This is a genomic window from Streptomyces azureus, from assembly GCF_001270025.1.
Taxonomy (GTDB): Bacteria; Actinomycetota; Actinomycetes; order Streptomycetales; family Streptomycetaceae; genus Streptomyces; species Streptomyces azureus.
The window spans coordinates 1-15,495 of the sequence record NZ_DF968328.1 but is presented as its reverse complement, the minus strand read 5'-3'; the positions used below and the strand labels follow the sequence as shown (position 1 = coordinate 15,495).

General features: G+C 67.3%; 19 protein-coding genes and 2 pseudogenes. 6 read left to right on the top strand and 15 right to left on the bottom strand.

All coding sequences use genetic code 11. From position 1 onward, the window contains the following. Positions 1 to 863 (bottom strand): IS982 family transposase (locus tag AOQ53_RS24535; RefSeq protein ID WP_059420477.1); only part of this gene is annotated, 863 nt, incomplete at its 3' end. A gap of 70 nt (positions 864 to 933) precedes the next feature. On the opposite strand from AOQ53_RS24535, the gene AOQ53_RS24530 reads away from it, so the two are divergent. Beyond that, entirely contained in the window at positions 934 to 1,323 is a 390-nt protein-coding gene (locus AOQ53_RS24530; protein WP_059420476.1) for a hypothetical protein, read from the top strand. Between the two features lie 214 nt (positions 1,324 to 1,537). Further along, positions 1,538 to 1,843: a hypothetical protein gene (locus AOQ53_RS24525; protein WP_078945481.1), complete on the top strand. Its 306-nt coding sequence runs from the start codon at positions 1,538 to 1,540 to the stop codon at positions 1,841 to 1,843. Between the two features lie 329 nt (positions 1,844 to 2,172). On the opposite strand, the gene AOQ53_RS24520 is transcribed toward AOQ53_RS24525, so the two are convergent. The 5 genes and pseudogenes from AOQ53_RS24520 to AOQ53_RS24505 form a co-directional block, all read right to left on the bottom strand. After that, positions 2,173 to 3,201, bottom strand: coding sequence for an aldo/keto reductase family protein (locus tag AOQ53_RS24520; protein ID WP_059420474.1), 1,029 nt, complete (start codon positions 3,199 to 3,201; stop codon positions 2,173 to 2,175). Positions 3,202 to 3,307: 106 nt separating this feature from the next. After that, positions 3,308 to 3,626, bottom strand: a pseudogene (locus AOQ53_RS41550) (flavin reductase family protein). Between the two features lie 320 nt (positions 3,627 to 3,946). Then, a pseudogene (locus AOQ53_RS24510) lies at positions 3,947 to 4,752 on the bottom strand (IS5 family transposase). A gap of 178 nt (positions 4,753 to 4,930) precedes the next feature. Beyond that, positions 4,931 to 5,071 (bottom strand): putative immunity protein, encoded by a 141-nt coding sequence (locus tag AOQ53_RS47785; protein ID WP_330219368.1) that lies wholly within the window; start codon positions 5,069 to 5,071, stop codon positions 4,931 to 4,933. Between the two features lie 121 nt (positions 5,072 to 5,192). Continuing rightward, positions 5,193 to 5,888, bottom strand: coding sequence for a TetR/AcrR family transcriptional regulator (locus AOQ53_RS24505; protein WP_059420472.1), 696 nt, complete (start codon positions 5,886 to 5,888; stop codon positions 5,193 to 5,195). Positions 5,889 to 5,993: 105 nt separating this feature from the next. On the opposite strand from AOQ53_RS24505, the gene AOQ53_RS24500 reads away from it, so the two are divergent. Further along, the gene (locus AOQ53_RS24500; RefSeq protein ID WP_059420471.1) at positions 5,994 to 7,370 is read left to right on the top strand and encodes a serine hydrolase domain-containing protein; all 1,377 of its coding nucleotides are present in this window, start codon (positions 5,994 to 5,996) and stop codon (positions 7,368 to 7,370) included. A 277-nt stretch (positions 7,371 to 7,647) separates the two neighbouring features. Here the strand turns inward: AOQ53_RS24500 and AOQ53_RS41540 are convergent, their stop codons facing one another. From AOQ53_RS41540 to AOQ53_RS44215, 4 genes are all read right to left on the bottom strand, one after another. Further along, complete coding sequence (locus AOQ53_RS41540; RefSeq protein ID WP_078945479.1) at positions 7,648 to 8,646, bottom strand: YdcF family protein; 999 nt, start codon at positions 8,644 to 8,646, stop codon at positions 7,648 to 7,650. Next, positions 8,532 to 9,569, bottom strand: coding sequence for a MobF family relaxase (mobF, locus tag AOQ53_RS24495; protein WP_148640374.1), 1,038 nt, complete (start codon positions 9,567 to 9,569; stop codon positions 8,532 to 8,534). Before mobF ends, AOQ53_RS41540 begins: the two co-directional genes overlap by 115 nt. 227 nt (positions 9,570 to 9,796) lie before the next feature. After that, on the bottom strand, positions 9,797 to 10,060 hold the full coding sequence (locus AOQ53_RS24490; RefSeq protein ID WP_059420468.1) for a hypothetical protein: 264 nt from the start codon (positions 10,058 to 10,060) through the stop codon (positions 9,797 to 9,799). 90 nt (positions 10,061 to 10,150) lie between these two features. Then, complete coding sequence (locus AOQ53_RS44215; RefSeq protein WP_148640373.1) at positions 10,151 to 10,576, bottom strand: hypothetical protein; 426 nt, start codon at positions 10,574 to 10,576, stop codon at positions 10,151 to 10,153. A gap of 311 nt (positions 10,577 to 10,887) precedes the next feature. Between AOQ53_RS44215 and AOQ53_RS46520 the strand changes: the two genes are divergently transcribed. Both AOQ53_RS46520 and AOQ53_RS46515 read left to right on the top strand, forming a co-directional pair. Further along, positions 10,888 to 11,070, top strand: a complete 183-nt coding sequence (locus AOQ53_RS46520; RefSeq protein WP_236711795.1) for a hypothetical protein — start codon at positions 10,888 to 10,890, stop codon at positions 11,068 to 11,070. Between the two features lie 27 nt (positions 11,071 to 11,097). Continuing rightward, complete coding sequence (locus AOQ53_RS46515) at positions 11,098 to 11,247, top strand: hypothetical protein (protein ID WP_236711794.1); 150 nt, start codon at positions 11,098 to 11,100, stop codon at positions 11,245 to 11,247. An 856-nt stretch (positions 11,248 to 12,103) separates the two neighbouring features. Here the strand turns inward: AOQ53_RS46515 and AOQ53_RS44840 are convergent. After that, entirely contained in the window at positions 12,104 to 12,250 is a 147-nt protein-coding gene (locus AOQ53_RS44840) for a hypothetical protein (protein ID WP_167745760.1), read from the bottom strand. A gap of 50 nt (positions 12,251 to 12,300) precedes the next feature. Here AOQ53_RS44840 and AOQ53_RS44835 point away from each other — a divergent pair, with 50 nt between their 5' ends. After that, a complete protein-coding gene (locus tag AOQ53_RS44835) occupies positions 12,301 to 12,441 on the top strand; it encodes a hypothetical protein (protein ID WP_167745759.1) in 141 nt (46 codons plus the stop codon). 422 nt (positions 12,442 to 12,863) lie between these two features. Here the strand turns inward: AOQ53_RS44835 and AOQ53_RS41535 are convergent, their stop codons facing one another. The 4 genes from AOQ53_RS41535 to AOQ53_RS46505 form a co-directional block, all read right to left on the bottom strand. Further along, positions 12,864 to 13,082 (bottom strand): DUF1272 domain-containing protein, encoded by a 219-nt coding sequence (locus AOQ53_RS41535; protein ID WP_174523338.1) that lies wholly within the window; start codon positions 13,080 to 13,082, stop codon positions 12,864 to 12,866. A gap of 50 nt (positions 13,083 to 13,132) precedes the next feature. Further along, positions 13,133 to 13,807, bottom strand: coding sequence for an FkbM family methyltransferase (locus AOQ53_RS24470; protein ID WP_201785083.1), 675 nt, complete (start codon positions 13,805 to 13,807; stop codon positions 13,133 to 13,135). Continuing rightward, positions 13,804 to 15,291: a tetratricopeptide repeat protein gene (locus AOQ53_RS24465; protein WP_078945477.1), complete on the bottom strand. Its 1,488-nt coding sequence runs from the start codon at positions 15,289 to 15,291 to the stop codon at positions 13,804 to 13,806. Before AOQ53_RS24465 ends, AOQ53_RS24470 begins: the two co-directional genes overlap by 4 nt. Next, positions 15,292 to 15,495, bottom strand: a 204-nt coding sequence (locus AOQ53_RS46505; protein ID WP_236711792.1) for a hypothetical protein, incomplete at its 5' end; no start/stop codon positions are given.

Below are 15,495 nucleotides of genomic sequence, written 5' to 3'. Positions count from 1 at the left end.
TTGTGCCAGATCGCGGCGGTCAGCGCGAGAATGCGTTGCATGACGCGGGCTATGACACCTCCGGGTGTCCGCCCTCGGTGCCGTTCGAGGTCAAGCTGTCCCTTGAAGGTCTCGTTGATCGATTCGATGACCTGCCGCAGCGACTTGAACAGGGCTGCGCCAGGCCGTTCCCGTTCACCTTTACGGGCAGGCCGCAGCAACTGGACTCCATGATCGGACAGTTCGCGCTCGAAACCACGGCCGAAGTAATTCTTGTCGCCGATGAGAGTCTGTCGGGGGCGCTCTCGCAGAAGCTCACATTCGGCGGCCAGGAGGTCGAGGAGGGTCTCGCGTTCGTCGGCCTTGGCCCCGGTCAGGGCAAAGGCGATGGGCAGGCCCTGAAGGGTGCAGACCAGGTGCAGGCGCAGGCCCCAGAAGAAGCGGCTGTGGCTGGCGCAGTAGCCGTATTCGGCCCAGTCTGCCAGGTCGGAGCGTTTGACGGTCTCACGGGAGCGGCCGCATTCCACCGGGGTGGAGTCCACGACCCATACGTCGTCGCTCCACACCGAGGTGGTGGTGGCCAGGATCCGGTTGACGCTTCGCACCAGAGCGGCGGCCTTGCGCAGCCGCTTGTTGCAGCCGGGCTGCTGGGGCAGGCAGGGGAAGAGGTGGCGCAGGTGGGCACGGGCATGGCGGAGCCATTTGGCCTCGGAGGTGTAGCCGAGTATGGCTTGCATCGTGGCGAGGGTGACCAGCTCGGCATCGCTCAGGCGTGACGTAATGCCGACCGGCGGGCGCCACGGCGCCAGGTCGGGATGCTCCTTCAGCATGTCGTCGGTCGTCGCATAGAGTTCTGTCGCGAGGGTGTCCACGTCGTTCGTCACAAAACGATCTTGGACACCCTCGTTCTCGTCTCCGCAGGCACCCCTTGGACCACACCACCAGGAGGAACCAGTGTCATACCCGCAACTGCTCACCCCCGAGGAGAAGCTCGCCGACGCGAAGAAGCTGTTGAGCCTCCCGCGTATCGTCGTGATCTGCGGCTCCACCCGCTTCATGACCGAGATGACCGAGGCCGATCTGCGGGAGACCAAAGCCGGAAAGATTGTCGTCAAACCGGGCTGTGACATGAAGTCGCCGCACGAACTTTGGTCCGATCCTGTCGAGGCCGAGGCGCTGAAGGTTCGACTCGACGATCTGCACCGGGCGAAGATCCGGCTCGCTGATGAGGTGCTCGTAGTCGGCGACTACATCGGAGACAGCACCCGAGCCGAAATCGCCTACGCTCGGTCGCTGGGCAAGCCCGTGCGGTTCACGCACCCCGAAGTCGACCCTGACGCCTGACCGCCCGCTGCCACCTCGACAACCAGGGCCGGCAGCCCGCCGCCTGACCGTCTCGCGGTGGCTTCGGCCGCCGCCCCCCACACACCCTCCACAGGCATCCCTTGGAATTGATCATCTAGGGCCTGTCCGATGGGTCAGGTAACCCGCCTGTCGCCTCTCACGAGGCGGCGACCGGGCCGCCAACGCGTCCCTCTACCGCATCGCCCTGGTCCGCATGGCCAGCGACTCCCGCACACGCGAATACGTGGCACGGCAGACCGCCGCCGACCGGTCGAAGAAGGAGATCATCCGGCTTCTGAAACGGGCCATCGCACGGGAGATGTTCCGCTGCCTGACGACCACGGTCACCGTTCCCGGCATCGCCGACCTGCGGCCCCTGCGGCAGTCGAAGAACATCACCCTCACCGCCGCAGCCGGCCACTTCGGAGTCTGGCCGGCCACCATCTCCACCCTCGAACGAGGAACCCGCCGCGATGACACCCTGACCCACGCCTACCGCGAATGGCTTCGAGCCGCTTGACGAGCAATAGGAGCATCAACGCCGACGACACCGCCGGGGTCTCCGCTGCGGAGCCCGCCCGCGGCCATCGCGAGGATGACGCTGGTCGTACGAACTCCTGACGAGCACCTTCAGCGGTCCGTACGGATGTCCCGGAATCCCGGACCGAGCCCGCGACGCCTGGGCGGCCTTCGCCCCGGGCCACCCGCCACGGACACCGACGCCGCGCTGTCCCCCGGCCGCCTGGGCGTCCACGGTGATGCCCAGGCGCCGGCGCGGCGCAGTACAAACAGAGCTGCCCGGTCGGGGGGCCTTCGCCCATCCGACCGGGCATCACACGTCCGCGTGGGTCAGCTCCGTGACCTGGCCCAGGCCGGTTTCACCGCCATCATCTGGGCTGTCTTCGCCGGATCGCAGTCAATGAGATCGCCCAGAACCTCGTCGATTCGCCGGAGTACGTCCTCTTCGAGGGGCTTGCCCGCCCCCGTGGCGTTCTCTTTGACCTGCTCGGGCTTGGTGGCGCCCACGACGACGGAGGCGACTCCCGGCCTGCTCAGCACCCAGGCGATGGCGAGCTGAGCGAGTGACAGACCGGACGCCGCGGCGATCGGGCGCAGGCTCTCGACACTGCTGAGCAGTTCCCGGCCGAGGACCCGGTTGATGAAGCTGGGTGCCCGGCCACCGGCGTTCGCTCGTGAGTCCTCGGGCCAGTCCTGTCCGGGCCCGTACTTGCCGGTGAGCACGCCCTGCGCGAGAGGCTGGAAGGCCAGCTGACCGATGCCCTCACGTAGACAGAGCGGGACGATCTCCGGTTCGATGATCCGCCACAGCATGTTGTACTGCGGCTGGTTGGACACGATTCGGCTGCGCAACCCGAGCTCGCCCGCCATGGTGAGGGCCGATTCGATCTGCGGGGCGGTCCACTCCGAGACACCGAGGTAAAGGACCTTTCCCTGCCGCACCAGGTCGTCGAAGGCGACCAGTGTTTCCTCGACGGGCGTTCGCTCGTCGAAGCGGTGGGCCTGGTAGACGTCGATGTAATCGGTCCGCAGCCGGCGCAGGGAGGCCTCGCAGGACTCCATGATGTGCTTGCGGGACAGTCCGCGGTCGTTCGGGCCGTCCCCGGTCGGCAGGCACACCTTGCTCGTGATCACCAGGGAGGAGCGCCTGACGCCTTGCAGGCTGGCTCCGAGCAGCTCCTCCGCGGCTCCTTGGGCGTACACGTCGGCGGTGTCGAACGCGGTGATCCCCGCGTCGAGTGCCGCCCGGATACAGGACAAAGCCTGCTCGCGGCCGGTCAGCTCGCCGTGGGTGAGCCAGTTGCCGTACGTGACTTCGCTGACCATCAGGCCGCTGCGACCGAGCTGACGATGTTCCATTGACCTTGTCTAGCCTCTCTCCTCATGGTGGCGCCGCAGCCGCGTCGACCGGCACCAAGGTGCCGCCAGGGTGACAGTCGGCGAGGAAACGCATGGTCCTGTCGTGTTACACCAGCGGTACTCCTTCGCCGATGCGGACCATCTCGACCGCCCCGATGACCACCTCGTGGTCACCGACCGGGAATGTCCGGTGCACGGCGCATTCCATGGCGAACAGCGCGTCCGGTAGCACTGGGGAACCGTGCGGCACCAGCACCGTCCATTCGCGGTTGAACTTGTCGGTCCCCTTTGTAGCGAACAGGCTTGCCACCGCGCGATGTTGCTCGCCAAGATAGCTGATTCCGAACACCCCCCTCGTGGATGTCGGTCAGTGTCTGCGCCGACCGTGCCACACAGGCCAGAACGAGCGGTGGGCCCAATGACACGGAACAGAAGGCGCTCACGGTGAGCCCGCGAGCGCCTCCGCGGTCTCCTCATCCCAGGCGAGCCGGACCCCGCCCCTTCCGCCGGTGCGCCTGACGTCCCAGGTGAGGGTCATGCAGATCGTGTCGTCGCGGTCCGCCTGGTGGTACGCGCGCAGCGCGACGTCGGCCCGGGCGATGCCGGGCGGTATGCCGCGGTCGGCAAGGGCCTGGTAGATGGAGAACCTGGAGGGCTACGCCTGGACGATCCTCAAGTGCCGCATCATCGACATTCTCCGCAAGCGCCCTCCCGGAGCGATTTAGAGGTCGTTTATCCCGGTGTTTCATCCCGGAATCCATGGTTTGTGTGGCTTTGCTGGGTCGTGCCAGGAGAGGGTGTTCTCGCCAGTGAGACGGCGGGCCATGAGATCGGTCATGGCGAGGTGGATCATGGCTTCGGAGCGGGCCGGGAGCGTCTCGTAGTCACGGGCCAGGCGGCGGTGAAGCATCAGCCAGCCATAGGTCCGCTCGACCGCCCAGCGTTTCGGGATCGGGGTGAAGCCCTTGGTCCCGGGGGTGCGCTGGACGATTTCCAGGTCGATGCCGAGGGTGGCCGCGTGCTCGACGAAGTGCTTGCGGTAGCCGCCGTCGACCCAGACCTTGCGGACGGTGGGGTGGTCGGCCGCGACCTGGCCGAGCAGGCGGGCGCCGGCCACCGAGTCCTGGACGCTGGCCGCGGTGACCAGTACAGCGAGCAGCAGGCCGAGGGTGCCGGTGACGATGCTGCGCTTCCTGCCCACGATCTTCTTGCCCGCGTCCGTCCCCTGGCTGGTGGCGGGCACGCTCGTGGAGGTCTTCACGCTGTGCGCGTCGATCGCGCAGGCCGACGGGCTCGCCCTGCGACCTTCCTTCTGCCGCACCAACTCCCGCAGCAGCCCGTTGAGCTGGGCGAACACTCCGGCCTTCTGCCACTTGGCGAAGTAGCCGTAGACGGTTTCCCAGGGTGGGAAGTCGTGCGGCAGGTAGCGCCACTGCACCCCGGTGCGGTCCACGTACAGGATCGCGTTCACGATCTCCCGCGCTCATGCTCGGGTGGCCGGCCGATGTATCTGGTACCAGGCGGCCAAGGATGCTGACTGGCGGGTAACAGCGTCGGAGAAGCCTGGCGTAGGGGACGGTGACGGCGGGGACGGCGACGGCGACCGGGAGACCGCGTCGGCCGGGACGAGCGCGGACTGCCCCGGCCGGTCGTCCGGCCGGCCAGCCGCATCAGTCGCACCAGGTCCGAAGTCCACCCTCATCGACACGGCAAGCTAGGCCCGCAGTGCCTAAGCGTCTTGAGGCCGCGAGTCGTCAGGCTGATCGGCCTCGAATACCTCGAGCACCACTTCCGCGCACGCCGCAGCGAACGCGGTGACCTCACGAAGGTCTTGCTTACTCAGAGCAATTTCGCTCAAGTACAGAGTCATGTGCAGCACCGCTCAGGCCATGTCGGTGTCCCGCTGGATGGCTCGTGGTGGGCGAAGAGGGCTTGGGCAAAGCCGAGAGGGGGTCATGGGCTGGTCGGGCGGGTGTTGGTCGGGGTACAGGTCACTTGCGCCGGCTGGTGCGGTCGGCGGTGAGGCGGGCCTCGAAGCCGTCGAGGATGGACTGCAGGCCGAATTCGAAGGTGTTGTCGGGGGCTGCGATGTACTGCGAGGCGGCGGGGGTGCCGAGGCGTTCCCGCAGCCGCGGGTACTGCTGAGCGGTCTCGATAGCCCGTGTCATGGCCTCCGTCATCAATTGCTCGGCATCCGCGCCGTTCTTGCTGAGCCGGCGCTTCAGCGACACCTCCGCAGCGGGGCCGAGCGCGCTGCCGAGCACGAAGGTGAGCACGGTGGCGGCTGCCCGGTCCGCGTCGGCGGCGGTGAAGCCCGCCTTTTCGTAGATGGCGAGACTCAGATCGTCATGGCGAGCCTGGCCGGGTCCGTGCATGAGATGGCTGCCGAACGCCTGGCCGAGCCAGGGGTGCCGGGTGAGCATCGCGTGCATGCCGGCGGCCTGGATGGTAGCGGCCGTACGCCAGTCGGTGGCGTCGAGATCGGGCTGCTCGATCTCGTACCAGATCGCATCACTGGCGAGCCGGACCAGCTCGTCCTTGGTCTTGATGTGCCAGTAGACGGCCGTGGCAGCCGAGCCGAGCCGTTGGGCCAGGCTGCGCATGTTGAGGCCGTCCAGTCCCTCGTCGTCCAGCAGCTCGATGGCCGCGTGGACGATCCGGTCTGCGGTCAGCGTGTCTCTCGGCATGACCACCACCTTAGTTGCACTTAGTTCACGCGACGGCTTGCACTTTGTTCAAGTGGCGGCCTACGCTCCTCCTCGTACTTAGTTCAAGTTCATGGAGGGGGAGCAATGTCGCAGCAGAAGCTGTCGGATTTTGTCGAAGCGCAGGCCAAGGAATTCGGGGTTCCCGGTGTCGCCGTCGGGGTGCTGCTGGGCGATCAGGAGATCTACGCGTCGCACGGGGTGACGAGCCTCGCCAACCCGCTGCCGGTCGATGAGAAGACGCTGTTCCATCTGGCATCGGTGTCCAAGACCTTCACTGCGACCGCGCTGATGCGCCTGGCCGCGGAGGGGAAGGTGGACCTGGACGCGCCGGTGCGGCGCTACGTCCCCGAGATGAAGCTCGCCGACGAGCAAGCCGCGGCGCAGATCACCGTCCTGAACCTGCTCAACCACACCGCGGGCCTGGACTGGAACCTGGTCGACGACGGCAAGGGCGACCGCTCCCTGGCCGGACTCGTGGCGAAGCTGCCCGAGCTGCCGCTGATCGCACCGCCCGGCGCCCGCGCCTCGTACAGCCAGGCAGGATACAACCTGGCCGGACGGGTCATCGAGAAGGTCACGGGCCTGCCCTTCGAGCACGCCATGGCCTCGCTCATCCTGGAGCCGGTGGGCCTTTCCGACACCGTGTACGGCCTGGCCGAGGTGATGGTCCGCAAGTTCGCGGTGGGCTACAACCGCGGCGAGAACGGCGAACTGCACCCCGCCCGGCCGTGGGGGGCATTCAAGGAGGGTGCGCGCGCAGACAACCCCGGCGGCGGCCTCGCTTCCTCGGTGAGCGATCTGCTGCGCTGGGCGCGATTCCAACTCGGCTACGGTGACGGCGTGTTGCCCGCACCAGTGCTGCAGCGCATGCGGGAGCAGACCGTCAAGCTGCGTGCCAGCTCGCTCGGGGACGGCTTGGGCATCTGCTGGTTCCTGCACGACCTGGACGGCATTCTCGGGATCAGGCACGGCGGCTCGGGCAACGGCCAGTTCGCCGAGCTGCTCATCGCGCCGGAACGCAACTTCGCGGTGGTCTGCCTGGCCAACGCCGGGCCGGACGGCTACCCCTTCAACCAGTCCGTCGTGCAGTGGACGCTGGAGCACTACCTCGGCGTCGTCGAGCAGGAAGCGAAGCCGGTCCCGTATGGCGAGGAGCTGGCCCGGCAGGTCGTCGGCCGCTACGAGATCGACGCCATGAGCCTCGACATCGCCGCCGACGGCACCCGCCTCACCCTGGCTGTCGATATCAAGCCGGAGATCCGTGAGGCATCGGACGAGGAAATGCCGCCCGGCTACCCGGCCGCAGCGATCGGCTTCCTTACCCGCGACGGTGACGAGTACATCGTCACCGAAGGCGGCCTCAAGGGGCAGCGCGGTTACTTCTCCCGCGACGACAACGGCGCGGTCATCGGCGTCGATCTCGCCGGCCGGCTCTTCAACCGGGTCGCGCAATCACCCTGATCCAGCTGCGTCGGGGCGGTCCCGAGCGGCTCCTCTGGCACCCCGAACCGGCGACGCGACGACAGCAGGCCCACGGACGCCACCCGCCGCCGCATCAACCTTGGTGCACGCTCATCCGTACCAGGTGGTGGCGCACTGCCACTTGTACGCCGACACCATTGCAATGGACAACAAGGTGGCAGGGGAGCTCCGGGCTGCTGGGCGTGGTCAGGCCCCTTCGACCAATCGGGGTGCGGGCGTCTTTCGCGTGAGTCGCCGGAGGATCAGAAACACGCACTCAGTGCTCCAAGACCGCCGTCGCCACCGGCACTGCCAGCAGCAGGCTGAGTCCGACCAAGGGGAGGCGGTCCAGCCACAGGATGGCGGCGAATTCGCGCAGTGTCGCGGCCAGCCAGTAGGCGGGGGATGTCGGCGCGCCCACGACATGCACGGGCACGCCGACGCGGCGGGCCAGCAGGGTCGTGCGGTAGACGTGGAAGCCGCTGGTGACCACCGTGGCACGGTGGCCGGGAGTGGTGCCGTCCACGAGGGCCGCGCTGAAGCGGAGGTTCTGCCCGGTGTTGACGGAGCGGTCTTCCCGCACGATCCGGTCGGCGGGCACTCCGCGTCCGCGCAGATAGTCGGCCATCGCGTCCGCCTCGGAGCGGACCTCGTCGTCGCCTTGACCGCCCGAGACGACGAACACCACACGAGGCGCGTCCGGTGCGCGGGCGGCTTCGATCGCAAGGGCGCGCTCCAGCCTGCGGATCAGCAGCGGGCCGGGCCGGTCGCCTTTGAGCCCGGCGCCCAGGACGACGACATGGGTGGTTTCCGGCAGGGGGGTGCTACGGCCCAGGACGAACACGTAGCCGGCGAAGACGAGGAAGAGCAGAGTGAGGTATCCCGCGGCCGCGTTCACCGCGACCACGAGGGCACCGAACGCCTCGCCGCCGACCGCGTGGAAGACCGCGTCGAGGCCGAGCACCGCCAGCACCGCGCAGCCGGCGGCCCCGGTCGCCAGCAGGGCTGCCTGCGGTCCGTAGCGCCGGACCAGGAGGACGCCGTCGGCCAGCAGCAGCAGGCCCAGCGCGAGCGCCAGGAGCAGGGCGGCGACGGCGAGGACGGTGGCGATGGTCGGGTGGGCTGCCGCGCTGCGACCGGCCACGCCGAGTCCGGCAGAGGTCACCGCGAGGCAGAACAGGACGGCGGTGGAGAACCGGTGCGGTGCCAGCAGGGCGTTGACGACGCCGCCCGCGGCGAACACGGCCGCGGCGAGGTACTCCGGGTACTCCGGCATGTGCCGCACCGCTCCGCTCTCCCGCCCGCCGGGCCGCTGCCCGTACCCGCCCGCCTCTCGCCGCCCGCGGGTTCCCGGACCCGGTACGGACGGCTGCCGGCCATCCTCCCAGACCTGCTGTGGTGCGTCGAACGCGAGCGGGCGGTGGTGCGTTCGGCGGGACCGGCGTGTCGTGCCGGTGGTGCTGCCCGGCGGCCGCGAAGGACGCACAGAGGGGCGGTGTAAGCGCTGCGGCGGGAGGTCCAGCGGATCAGCTCGTGCGGGACGCCGGCGACTTCCATGACCGGTCGGCGGCCCGGCGTGACGGTGCGCGGCTCGGAGGCCAGCCCTAGCGCCTCGCACGCCTCAGCCATGACGACTTCGTTGTAGAGCGCGGACGCGGCGACGGCCGACTCCAGCAGGGCCGTGGAGTGCACCGCCCCCCCAACATCGTCCTCCGGACGCAGGCCCTTCAGGGACGGAAGGAGATGATCGTGCAGCAGCGGCATACTCGACCTCGCCTCGTAGTGGCGGAAGCGCGCGGCCACCAGGCCGTGCGCGGGACGGGTGCGGTGGGGACCGCCAGCGCCGTACCGGATGACGGCGACGTCGTCCTCGATCCACGCGAGCACAATGGCGATGGCCCGCTCGTGCGCGGCCTCGATCGCCTTCCGCGTCTCCTCATCCCCGAGCGCCCACATCAGTTGCAGGGTCGGCTGCGGCCGGAAGACGAGATGGGCCCCGGTGACCTTCACCTTGCGCCCGAGCGCACCGCCCCGGCGCGCGGCCGCAGGCTTCTTCCCCGCCGCCAGCTGCTCGGCCACGAGCCGGTCGGCGTCCGGGTGCCGGCCCTCGCCGAACAGCGAGCGCAGGTGCACCTCGGTCACCTCCTGCCCGAGCGCGAGACCGAGGGAGGGAAGGCCCCGCCCCATCCATCTGCCCACCGTTCCTGCCTTGGTCGCTCTTGACTGGTCGCGATAGATGACACTGGTCTAGGTGGATGACGCCGGCGCCTCGTCGGCGCTGCCGTCGGGATGCGCGGGGCCGTTGACCGGCAGACACCTTGGTCCAGGTGACAGATGGCCGACCAACGCGAGCGAGTGCCAACAACCATCTATCGCGACCAGTCACAGGCCTACGCCGATGGCCCATGCCGCGTTGTTGGTGGTCGTCAACCGTGCAGCCACTGCTCCCAGGCTTTGCGGCCGGTCAAGGCGGTGGCGGGGATGACCAGTTCGGTCAGCGCGCCGGGGTACACGCGCTCGTAGGCCGTGTTGTAGGCGGTGGCGAGGGCGGCGTCGCCGAGCAGCCACGGCGCGAGGGCGTGGTCGAGGTCGAGCACGGCGAAGGCGCCTTCGTAGCGGATGCGGCCGTGGAGGAGGCCTGGCTGTTCACCATCGCCCGGCGCAGCGTGGTCAACCAGGGTCTCGACCACCTGTACGTCAGACAGTCGTCACTCCGCAGCCGTCACTGCAAAGGCTTCCGACCCGGACACCATAATCAGCGGGCCCGGGTCGATGTGCCCTTAGCAGATATCGAGGCGATTGAAGTCGTACGTCGCGTGGTTCGGGAAGTTGTAGATGTTGCCGTCCGCGGGGGCGGAGTACGAGTAGTTGGGACCCCAGAAACGAACCTGGGCTCCGCCAGTCTGGTTGTTGCGAACAGAGAGCGCGTCGATGAAGTTCGAGAGCGACCGCGTATCGCACTTGAACAGGTGGAAGATGCTGTGCTTGCCGTCGCCCTGACCAACCGCCACGCAGGCGATTCCAGATGCCCAGGAGCACGTGATCAGCTCCGAGTCCCGCTGGGCACTCGACACATCCCGCTTTACCCACTCGCCTGAGAACAGCGGGTAGATCTCCGGTGTCCATGCGGCCGTTCCGGCCGCAACGTTCGGTGCTGCCTGTGCTGGTGCCTGCGCAGCCAGCGGAACAAGGACTGCGGCGATCATCGTCACGACCATTGCAGCCGCCCGTGTTCTGATTCTTCTCAATCTCATTTGATCTCCTCTGTAGTCGCAACCGATGCAGCCGTTCCAACGGCGAGATGTCGTCACCACGGCTGCTGCTGTTACCCGACCAGAGCGCTCACATCTCCTGCTCCAGATGCCGTAGCGGCTAAGAGCTCCCCCGAGTCAGCGCCTCGAACCGTAGACCGCGCCAGGGACGTCGCGACCCTGACAGATGTCAGGGTGTGGCATTCGGGGCTGGCCGAAAAGTTTCCCTGCGGTCAAGGGTGGTGATCGCCCTACGGTTGCTCCCCATGGCTATCGAGATGCCCTACCAGCCATTTCCGATCGACCAGTGGGACGTGCGCTACGTCCACGGACCCGATTCCGCTCTACAGCCGGGCGTGCCCGCTGGCGAGACGGTCGCGTTCGGCTGGATGGACAGCGAGGTCTACCCGGGAACCTTCCGGAAGTTCTGGGTACACGTGCCCGCATAGTACGACCCAGCGAAACCGGCATCCTTGATGGTGTTCCAGGACGGATGGTGGTACCTGGACCCCGCAGCGGAGGTACGCGGCGCGATCGTCCTGGACAATCTCATTCACCGCGGCGACATCCCCGTCACCATCGGCGTGTTCGTCGATCCTGGCGTCTTCCCCGATGCGGAGACCTGAAGAACCGCAACAACGAGTACGACGCCTTCGACGACCGGTACGTCACCTTCCCCCTCACCGAGATCATCCCGCAGGTTGCGGAGCGCTATACCATCGCCCACTCGCCCGAAAGGTGGGGCATCTGCGGCGGGAGCAGCGGCGGCAACTGCGCCTTTACCGCCGCGTGGCTGCGTCCGGACAAGTTCCGCCACGTCATCGGATACCTGTCCAGCTTCGCGCAGATGCCGGACGGCAACCCCTACCCAGACCTCATCTCCCGCGTACCCCGCAAGCCGCTGCGCATCTTCATGCAAAGCGGCCACCGCGACCTGCACTAACCGCGGAGTACCGCCAGAACTCGCGGCTGCTGGCTCCCCGCGTCCACTCGCCAGGTCCGGCGGCCCCGCAGTGCTCGCACGGCTGAGTCACGTGAGATATCCACGGTTGGGGACTCCACGGCTCCCAGTCCACGTCGTGGCCCTGGTGCTGGGCGGGCAACCGGGCGGGAGCGGAGCCGTCGGGCACGAGCGGCTCGCTACCGGGTAGTACTTCGGCGGTCGCCGTCGACTGCGGGGGCTCGCCCCGCGCGACGGCGAGGCAGGTGCGGCATGCCCGGCGCTCCTGCCACGGCTCGGTGAAGGGACGTACGGCGGGGCCGGTCGCCTCGCCGGCGGTGCACAACAACCGGACACCGACAGCGAGCCGCGATGGGACGACTTCGCCCGGTTCCAGGAGGTGCAACTCGCCAGTGGCGGGCGCCCGCACGACCTGGTGCGCCGGCTTGCCGACCCGAGGAGGCGAGGCGATGTCGTGCGCAGTGGCCATCGGCTCATGCTGCCATCCGGGACTGACAGCTCCGTCCCTCAGGCCATCGGCGCTACTGCGCAGGCCGGGGCGGATGGGCGATTACCGACAGATGACGAAGCGCGAGGGTGTTGGAGCTGATCTTGTCCAGCACGCTCCAGCCGGCCGTAACGAAGGCCTTCCGGATCTCGATGAGATGCTCGTTGCGCGTGGTGCGCACGGCCTGCACCTTCCGGCGGGGGACCTCAAATCGCCAGCCAGCTGGTCGGCGTGAACAACGGGAACCAGCAGTCAACCTCCAACCACGGCAGCAACAACGGCAACACTGCGCAGCAGGGCCTCTCCGACAACCAAGACATCGACGTCATCAAGAACATCGCGGGTTTGAACAACCCGATCGCGATCCTCTGAGACTCCTTCCGGACGTCCTCTGGGACCGCTGGGAATCATGACCGCCCAGACCGACGGCAAGCCGTACGGCGGTGCCGTCGGCCTGGGCGGTCCTTCGTGGGACCCCTGCCCCGCTGAGACCGTGTTCCAGCAGGTCAGCAAATTCCGTCGGTTCCCCGCTGAGCGTGTCCGAAGACGGAAACCTGATCGAGCACTCCCGCTGCCGCTGCGGGGCCACCTTCACCAAGGTCTTCGACGCCGACGGCGGCACGACGGAACAGCCGCGCCGGCCCTGACTCCTGCCCCCAGCTCCCCGCATCTGACAGGCCGACTCACCGCCGTGCCGACGTGATCGTCCGCGTGCTCCAGCGGACCCTCGCGCAGACCCCCGCCGTCTGGCACAACCACCGCACCGGGCGACCACTCGTGCGCTCACTCACCGCCTACGATCGCTGACCGGCGCGGCTGATCGTCTGCTCGGCGGTGGGGGCCGATGCACGGCGAGGGCGGGCGACGAGTTCACCGCCGCAGTTGGGGCACGTGTCCCCCATGGCATCGCTGCAGGACACGCAGAACGTGCACTCGTACGAGCAGATGCGGCCTGATGAGGCCTGCGACAGCGCCGTTTCCCATCCCGCACCCGCGAAGATCGGCGGCCGCATCGACTCCGCCAGCCTCGCAAATGTCGGCATCGTGACTGACGCGTTGGCCGCTACCTCACTCGGCGTCCTCTCCACACGACGCTTCGCCAGGCGGGGTCATCCAGGAGGACGTCGTGCCGCACATAGCAGTCGTCGCAACCGGCCTCCCGGACCCAGACGTACCCGTGGCTTTCCAGAAAGGCCCTGATGCGGGACCGGACAGGCAGCCAGTTGTGCTCAACAGTCATCACGCGGAAGGAGTACGCGTCGAAGGGGAAGCTCAACAAGAGAGTCAATTCCGACCCTTCAGTGTCCAGACTCCAGTAGTCGATAACGGGCGGGGCCCCGCATGTGTCGAGCACCGATCGGATCGTACGCGTGGGCTTGCGGACCGTTCGAGGACTGTCGGCGAGCATGGTCTGGACACGTTCCTCGGCATAGTGAAGGAGGGACGGATCGTATTCCTGGAGGATTCCCCCGATCGTGCCCGCCTCCAGGAAGTCAACGGTCCCTTCACGGTCGTACAGGCAGCAGTTCACGCAGACGCAGCGACGATTCTCCAAGAGCCGACTGTAGAATTCCGTGTTCGGCTCGACGCAGATCCCGGACCAACCGAAGGATTTCTCCAGCAGGTGAGTGTTGCTCGCCTTGACCCCGTCCGACGCGCCAGAATCGAGAAAGAAGCCATTGCGCATGCCCCGGAGGACCTGGACGACGAAGTAGTCCTGGCCGTACTGGGAGCTCACAGCCGACTGGTCCTGCGGTGAGTGAAGGCCCGGGAACGCCATGCGGTGGATGTCCCTGGATGGGAGGCGTGTGCCAGGCCCCGATGATGGTCGTCCTGTGCTCTCTCGCCGTAGAGCATCGTGATGTTGACGCGGCGGTTCTCGTAGCCGGAACGGAAATGCAGGCCGTCCGTGCCGTGAAACAGGTCCGAGTTGAACAGAATGGCGCGGTTCTGTCGATAGGGAATCTTGAAGGATGTGGCCTTCTGCTGCCTCAGATAGGGCTCGATTACTTCCCTGCGACTGTTGTAGGTAGCGAAATCCCAGTGCAGCGGGGCGTCAACCCCGTACACAACGAGTCCGCCGGTTTCGGGATCGAGGTTGGCGTCGGTAGGGGTGATCCAGAAGTTCAGGTTGACGGCGGCGAAATCTGCGTGCGTGTTGGAGTCCGCCGGAAAGTCGTTCTCATTCTTGAAGGCCCACAGCTGACGCAGCGGGTGCCGTTTTCCGATGACCCGGGGCAAGGAGTCTCGTAGTTCTTCCGCGATCTGGAGGAGAAGGGGGCAGGTGAAGCCGTCGCGGAAGAACGCCCCAAGTCGTCCGTGGGCGTAGCGGTTCCCCGTCCACACCGTCGACTCGAGGCAGAACAGACGCAGACTTTCGAGCGCCTCGGGCGACAGGAAATCGTCGATGACGACCACGCCCGGCGGCTGGTCGAGATACTGGCTCTCCACCTCCGTAGGGTTCCAGCTGTCCGACAGGGCGCGGGGCACCCGGGGCGTGTTCCGGACATGGACGATGCGGCCGTAGACATGGCCGATGACACGTTCCGTTGTCGCGTCCAGCGGTGTCGGCCCGTGCACGCCGGCCGACTCCAGGTGGGAGATCGTTTCCTCGTACACCGCGATGACGTCGGTGAATTCCTCACCGAGGAGGGATCGCCTCTGCAAGTACCGGAACTGTTCGATGTCGTGGCGCAGTTTCGGAATCGTGAGTCGGGTCTCCGGGTGAGCGGTCGCCGGAGGCGGCGGTGAGAGGGGCGGGTACCAGGCGCTGCCCAAGCGGACCGCTGCGTGCACGCGCGCGTATTCGCCGGCGGCCGAAAGGGCATGAGCCAGCAGGGCAAGCCAGGACTGGCGGTCCAACCAGGCAAGATCGTCGGCATCAAAGGCATCCTCGGCGCGCCACAAGTCGATGCACTCGTCACTCCGGCCAAGCTCGACGAGACACGTGGTGAGGTTGCGTCGCGCGACCCGCAGGCCGGGATCGATGCGCATCGCTTCCCGATAGCACGTGACCGCCCCCTCGGGATCACCCTGCTCCTGACGCACACGGCCCAGGTTGTTGTAGGCGGAGTGATTGTCGGGGGCGATCTCGACGAGTTGAAGGTAGCCCGCGTGGGCCTCGTCCAGGCGGCCTGATCGAAAATGTTGGTTCGCCCGTGCCAGCAAGTCTGCGGCAAGGTGCGCGCGGCTCGAGTCCATGGTGTTGGGCAACGGCTCCATTTACCGGCTCCAGACGTTGTCCAGCACCCCGCGGTCGCGCAACTGGAGGGAGTACTCGACAAGCGCCTCCATCGCTGGAAGGTACAAGCCGGAAAAGATCTGCGGGCCAGTGCTGACCTGTGTGCCGCTGACTTCTGTACCGAACTGGGTACCGGTGCTCATCTCGGTACCCGAAACGGCGTGGCCCGTACTCATATGCGTGCC

What these genes read in the sequence shown, in the direction of transcription:
- AOQ53_RS24525 (WP_078945481.1), top strand. Translation starts at nt 1,538, where the DNA reads ATGGCCAGCGACTCCCGCACACGCGAATACGTGGCACGGCAGACCGCC.
- AOQ53_RS24520 (WP_059420474.1), bottom strand. Translation starts at nt 3,201, where the DNA reads ATGGAACATCGTCAGCTCGGTCGCAGCGGCCTGATGGTCAGCGAAGTC.
- AOQ53_RS47785 (WP_330219368.1), bottom strand. Translation starts at nt 5,071, where the DNA reads ATGACTCTGTACTTGAGCGAAATTGCTCTGAGTAAGCAAGACCTTCGT.
- AOQ53_RS24505 (WP_059420472.1), bottom strand. Translation starts at nt 5,888, where the DNA reads ATGCCGAGAGACACGCTGACCGCAGACCGGATCGTCCACGCGGCCATC.
- AOQ53_RS24500 (WP_059420471.1), top strand. Translation starts at nt 5,994, where the DNA reads ATGTCGCAGCAGAAGCTGTCGGATTTTGTCGAAGCGCAGGCCAAGGAA.
- AOQ53_RS41540 (WP_078945479.1), bottom strand. Translation starts at nt 8,646, where the DNA reads ATGCCGGAGTACCCGGAGTACCTCGCCGCGGCCGTGTTCGCCGCGGGC.
- AOQ53_RS44215 (WP_148640373.1), bottom strand. Translation starts at nt 10,576, where the DNA reads ATGATCGCCGCAGTCCTTGTTCCGCTGGCTGCGCAGGCACCAGCACAG.
- AOQ53_RS46520 (WP_236711795.1), top strand. Translation starts at nt 10,888, where the DNA reads ATGGCTATCGAGATGCCCTACCAGCCATTTCCGATCGACCAGTGGGAC.
- AOQ53_RS46515 (WP_236711794.1), top strand. Translation starts at nt 11,098, where the DNA reads ATGGTGTTCCAGGACGGATGGTGGTACCTGGACCCCGCAGCGGAGGTA.
- AOQ53_RS41535 (WP_174523338.1), bottom strand. Translation starts at nt 13,082, where the DNA reads ATGCGGCCGCCGATCTTCGCGGGTGCGGGATGGGAAACGGCGCTGTCG.
- AOQ53_RS24465 (WP_078945477.1), bottom strand. Translation starts at nt 15,291, where the DNA reads ATGGAGCCGTTGCCCAACACCATGGACTCGAGCCGCGCGCACCTTGCC.